The 6,000-nt window shown below is 65.8% G+C and carries 2 protein-coding genes and 1 pseudogene; 2 read left to right on the forward strand and 1 reads right to left on the reverse strand.

The features are described from left to right. Nucleotides 1-2,940: 2,940 nt before the first annotated feature. Nucleotides 2,941-4,170, reverse strand: a pseudogene (locus ACH4YL_RS38445) (LacI family DNA-binding transcriptional regulator); the annotation flags it as partial. Here ACH4YL_RS38445 and ACH4YL_RS38450 point away from each other — a divergent pair. Both ACH4YL_RS38450 and ACH4YL_RS38455 read left to right on the forward strand, forming a co-directional pair. Continuing rightward, a complete protein-coding gene (locus tag ACH4YL_RS38450) occupies nucleotides 4,072-4,320 on the forward strand; it encodes a hypothetical protein (protein ID WP_398512181.1) in 249 nt (82 codons plus the stop codon). The pseudogene ACH4YL_RS38445 and the gene ACH4YL_RS38450 sit on opposite strands and share 99 nt — an antisense overlap. Nucleotides 4,321-4,335: 15 nt before the next feature. Then, nucleotides 4,336-4,572, forward strand: coding sequence for a hypothetical protein (locus ACH4YL_RS38455; protein WP_398512182.1), 237 nt, complete (start codon nucleotides 4,336-4,338; stop codon nucleotides 4,570-4,572). Nucleotides 4,573-6,000: the final 1,428 nt, after the last annotated feature.

Raw genomic sequence — 6,000 nt, forward strand, 5'->3', positions numbered from 1 at the left:
GGGGGTGGGAACCCTGAAGGGGTTCGGTGTACTGGACCGGGCGAAGGGATGGCTTGTCTGGGGTTCCCTCGATGTGAAATACGGTGCGCCGGACAAAATACCGCTGCCGGACGCCAAAGACGGATCGTGGGCCTTCGCGCTGCGGGGGACTCCGTTCGTCTCCTTGATCGCAGCGGCCACCTCCGGCGAAACGGCAGGCGGTAGCCCTCTCTCATGGCGATAGGCAATAATTCCGATAGGTATGACGATTTTATCGGAGATTTTCCACATCGTTGTTTCCAGCAAATACCCCGATGTGTTCGTTTTGCGCCACGCCTTGAACGCCTCAATGATTTGGCTATCGGTATAGTTGCCCCTTCTGTAACCCACGTCTTGTGCCGCGTTCAACACGAGCAGCGCGTTCGCCTCTGTGACTCCGTCGTGGCCCCCGAGTACACGTTTGACCATGCTCTCGGAGACCCTGATCTTCTTCGCTATATCGGTCTGGGTCACTCGCCTGCCCCGCCACTTGGGTGACGCGGCCCCGGCGGCGGGCGCGCCCTGCGGGGCTGGGGCGGGGACAGCCGGGCCGGAAGGACCTGTGACCGGCGGTGTGCCAGGCCGTGAACCAGCGGCATGCCACGGCTCATCCGCTGCTGATGGCGGCCGCAGCGTGAAGTCGGGCAGCCTGCTCGAGGATGTTGGGAAAAATGTGGTCGATCTGCCGAATGCGCCGCCAAACCCCGTCGGTAGTCCCGTCGGCGGTTGTGACCAGTCGTATGGTCCGGCCGGCTGGCTTGCAGTAGTTGAATCGGAGGAAAACGACAGGCCGGGCCGCATGCCGTGCGGGTCTGAGGCTGCATGTGATGAGGATGATGCTCCGCCGAACCCCAAGGGCCCAGTACTGGGGGGGACTCCGTTCGTCTCCTTGATCGCAGCGGCCACCTCAGGTGAAACGGCAGGCGGTTGCCCTCTCTCGTAGCGGTGGGCAATAATTCCGATAGGTATGACAATTCCATTGGGGAATTTCCACATCGTTGTTTCCGGCAAATATCCCGATCGGTTCTCCTTGCGCCACGCTTTGAACGCCTCAATAACTTGGCTATCAGTATAGTTGTCCTTTCTGTAGCCCACGTCTTGTGCCGCGTGCAACACGCGCAGCTTTTTCTCCTTTGCGACTGTGCCGTAGTCTCCGAGAACACAAGCGACCATGTTCTCGGAGACTCCGGCCTTGGCCGCCACAGTGGCCCGGGTCACGCGCTTGCCTCGCCCCTCGGATGGCGGGACCGTGCCGGCGGCGGGCGCGCCCTGCGGGGCTGGGGCGGGGGCAGCCGTTCCGAAAGGATCTGTGATCGATAGGGTGCGCGGCCGCGAACCAAGAGCATTCCATGGCCCACCCGCTGCTGCAGGTGATGGGGATGGTGCTCTGTTGGATCCCGGGAATGGTGTCCAGATAGTTGAGGTGGGGCGGTTCGGCTGTGGTTGTTGGAGCGGCGTCACCGCAAAGCTCGTTCGGCTAGCCGGCCGTGGGCCGAGGCCCTGGAAGGGATCAAACCCGTACGACGGTGCTGCAGGGTCTGCGCTTCCCGCTGATGGGTCGAATCCCGGGAATGGTTGAGGGCTCGATGCAGCGGAGAGGGGCCGAATCGGCTGTGGTTGGAGCGGCGTTACCTCACGACTCGTTCCGCTCTCGGGCTGGCGGTCGTAGTCAGTGGCGAGGTCAGACCAGGGTGACCGTGCTGTAGGAGCTGTGCTGCCCGGCTGCTTCGACAGCAACTCCTTCCATGTGAGGTACCCAGGCTTGTCTGCGCGGGGGTGGGTGGGTGGCGGGTTGCTGGGTCTAGGCTGGGACGGGTCGTAGGTTGAGGGTTCGAGTGTGGATGCTAGGTGCCGTGGTCCGGGGCGTCCGCCGATGGGTCTGGTGCGTTGCGTTCCGAATTGTTTGGCCATGTCCCGTGACGTGCGGGCGGCGGCTTCCCCGTCGGGGTGTGTGACAAGGTCGCAGGCCACGATCTGGGTGAACTGTTCCAGGAGCGCGATTAGGGGTGCTTGTTCGGGGGAGGGGTCTCCGATCACCACTGGCCATTGGTGATACTTATTGACCAGCAGTTTTGCCCACGCCCGCGCTGTATCGGACCGGTTCTTGGGCAGCTTCGCCAGCTCCTTTTGCGCGGTGTCCAGACGCTGCTGATGGTTCTCCCAAAGCTTCTCCATGCCGGGTCTGTCCAACTGCGGTGCCACGGCGGCGGGCGCGCCCTGCGGGGCGGGAACGAACCGGCCGAGAGAGCCTGTGCCTGAAGGTGTGTCAGGCCGTGAAGCGACGGGATACCCCCGCTCACCCGCTGCTGAATACGGCTGCTGTGGCGGCAGGCCGGACTGCCTGCTTGAGGGCTTCGGGAGAGGTGCGGTCGATCTGTTGAACCTGCTGGCGATCTCCGTAGCTGGTCGCGCCGACGGTTGCTGCCCGAAGTACGGTGCCGCCGGCAGGCTTGCAGTAGTTGAAGCGGAGGGAAACGGTCCGTCGGGCGGTATGCCTCGCGGGTACGAGGCTGCACGCGATGAGGATGACGCTCCGACGAACCCTCCGGACCCAGAGGGGGCGAGATCCCCCCAGGGGGTCGGTGTGCTGGATCGGGCGAAGGGATGACTTGTCTGGGGTTCCCTCGATGTGAAATACGGTGCGTCGGATGGAATGCCGCCGCCAGGCACCGACGGTGATGCGTGTGCCGTCACGCTGCGGGGGACTGCATTTGTCTCGGCAATCGCAGCGGCGACCTCCGGGGAAACGCCAGGCGGTAGCTCTCTCGCATGGCGATGGGCAATAATTCCGATGGGTATGATTCTACCGAAGGATACGTGCATCGTTGTTTCCTGCGAATACCCCGATGGGTTCTTTTTTCGCCACGTTTTGAGCGCCTCAACGATGTGGCTATCGGTATAGTTGCCCCTTCTGTAGCCCACCTCTTGCGCCGCGTGCAATACGCGCAGCTTTTTCTTCGTTGCGACGGAGCCGTAGTTTCCGAGTACACGAGAGACCATGCTCACGGAGACCCCGGCTTCGGCCGCCACCTCGAACATGGTCACGTCCTCGTCCCGCCCCTCGGATGACGCGGCCATGGCGCCGGGCGCGCCCTGCGGGGCTGGGGCGGGTGCAGTTTGGCCGAGAGAGCCGGTGCCCGAGGATGTGCCAGGCAGTGAACCGATGGGATACCACGACTCACGCGCTGCTGAAGACGGCCGCGGCGGCACTCCGGACTTCCCGCTTGAGGACGCCGGGACAAATGCGGTCGAGCTGCTGAAGCTGCTGCCGATCTCCGTCGCTGGTCGCGCCGGCGGTTGCTGCCCGAAGTACGGTGCAGCCGACGGGCCTGCAGTAGCTGAAGACGAGAACGACAGACCGGAATGTATGCCTCGCGGGGCTGGGGCTTGGACTGGAATCGTCGGGCCAGGATCGTTCGAGAACGATTGCCGGGATGGTCTTGAAAGGCGGAGGGTTGCCTGTGATGAGGATCGTGCTGTGCCGAATTCCGGGAATGATGTCCCGGCAGCCGAGGCGGGCCCAGGGCTCGTTGCGCTATCCCGCCGGGGGCGGAAGAAGCCCTGGAAGGGATGAAACCCGTGCGACGGTGCTGCACTGCCCGCTGATGGGCCGAATCCCGGGAATGGTTGACGGTTCGATGCAGCTGAAGCGGGCCGAACCGGCTGTGGTTGTTCAACCTTTACCTCTGCCCGATTGCTCCTTCGGCTATCGGACTGGGGGTCGTAGTCCGTGACGTGGTCAGACCAGTCCGACAGTGCTGTAGGGCCTGTGCTGCCCGGCCGCTGCGACAACAACTCGTCCCAGGTGAGGTACCCACGCTTGTCCGCCCGAGGGGTGGCCGATGGGAGGTGGGATGGTGGCCGGTCGCTGGGCCCTGGATAGGCGAAGGGTGAAGGGGTTGCCGCACGGTCGTAATCCCCGGCCGGGGCTTGGGAGGTGGGATGCACGGGGGCCAGGTGGGTAGGGGGGAGGAGCGCGTCTTCGGCCGAGGACGTCTGCACGCTGTGCGTCGAGGGCGTATGCAGGGTGTGTGCTGTGGGTGGGGTGTGGGGGTGGTCGTGGACGGTGGGGCCGGTGTCGAGGACGTGTTCGATGGTGTGGAGGTATTGGACCGGCACGGTGTGGTCGGCCGGGGTGTTCAGGTTGTTCATGATGCCGCGGCCATCGTGTGGGGTGTGGTGGGGGTTGCGGCGGAAGAGCGAGGATGCGTCGTGGTATTCGTCTGGCAGGCCGAGGTAGTGGAGGATTTCGTGCAGGAGGACGGCATCATCGGTGAGGCGCTGGTGGGTGGCCTGTTTTGAGGGGTCGGCGGGGTCGTGGTGGTGCAGGCGGAAGTGGAACTGGTCTGTGGTGGCCGGGGTGTTGGTGGTGCTGAGTTCGATGGCTTCGGGGTGGTCGGGGGCGTGGACGAGGTTGAGGCTGATGTGGAGCTGGTCGCCGGATCGGGGCAGGGCGAGGCCGTGGTTGAGGTGCGTGTCGAGCAGGGCGCGCAGGCGGGCTTCCAGGTGGGGTATCTGCTCGGGGGTGAATCCGGCGCCGGTGCGGACGGGTAGGTGGAGGGTGGGGTTGCGGACCCAGCGTCCGTCGTCGGCCTGGATCCGGCGGATGTGCGCGCGGATGACCGTGGCGCGTCCGGCGAGTGTTCCTGGCGCGCGGTCGGGGCTGAGCGGGTTGCGGGCGGGGTCGAACCGTTCGGTGTTAAGGGCGGCAGCAGGTGCGTCGTGGCGGCGTGACTGCCACTGCTCAGGACGGATGGGATCACTGACCGGGCCGGCCCACACCGGCTCCACCCCCACCGCCCCGTGGGTTGTGGTGCCCGAAGCCAACGCCTCAGACGCTTCAGCCCTGTCCGGACCGAGGACCGGCTCCTCGACGAAGGCCGGGGCCACACCCGCACCTAGCCCGGGGCCGGCATGAGCGGGCGATGGCATCCCAACAGCGTCGCCGGGAACGGTGCCAGTGCCGTTGCCAGGGCCCGTGCTGGTATCAGCGCCAGTGTCGGGGACGCTGCCGGTGTTGGGACTGTTGCCGGTGACTGTGTCGATCACGGGCTGGTGGGCAAGCCGCGCAAACACTTCTTCAGCCCTGCTCATGTCCGCCGGCGATGCAGGGTTCTCCTCCGAGGCGGTGCGCGGCAGTCCCGCATCAGCCGTCAGCGGGCCATGCTGCTCAACTGAGGGGTGATGCCGGTTCAGCAAGGAGGACGGGGCCGACGCTGGCGCCTGCCCGGGGTCGTTTGCTGGCATGGCATGCTGCGGCTTGTGTGGGGCTGGTGGGGGGTCAGGCTGCTGGTCCTTATCGTGCTGCCCGGCAGTGTCGGGGTCTGGGGAGGGTGTGGCCAGTCCGCGCTCTTGGGGTGCACGGCCCCCGCCATCCGCAGGGGTGAGCGACCCGGCACCACTGTGGGGTGTGGCTGGCGACGGGCGCCCCATCGTGTCCACATCGCCCACGGCGTGGGGCCGCCCAGCCTCGTCGCCGGTCTGGCCCTGGCCCACCCCGGTCGATACGGCGCCGGCGGACGCCACGTCCCGTGGACCCACGGCGGAACGCTCCGCGTACAGGGTCCGTTCCGCGGACGCGGACTGAACCGGCATCGTGCGGTCGGTATCGCTGCCGGAGCGGGAAGCCGGAGGGTCCTCAGCGGCGACAACGTCATGCTCGGGCCCTGAGACCTGCCAACTCTCCCGCCTAGGAACGGACCCCGACGCTGGCGGGTGCGTCGCCGGGGAAGACGAGGTGAGCACAGCGGCCGGCGAGGCAGGAGGCTGGGGAATATCCGCACGATGCGGCGGAGAAGCATCGGCATGGACGCCGTCGTTTTCTGCCCCCGGCCCGAACGCCCAATGGTTCAGTTTGGAACTGCCCGAGACGGCCGCGTAACCCAGACCCACCTCAGTAGCACTCGACACACCCGCACCGAGGAATGTATACGGACTGACCTTCCAGTCATCGTAAAAGGCACCGTTGACGACGAACTCGGC

This window comes from Streptomyces sp. NPDC020681, from assembly GCF_044334895.1.
Classification (GTDB): Bacteria; Actinomycetota; Actinomycetes; order Streptomycetales; family Streptomycetaceae; genus Streptomyces.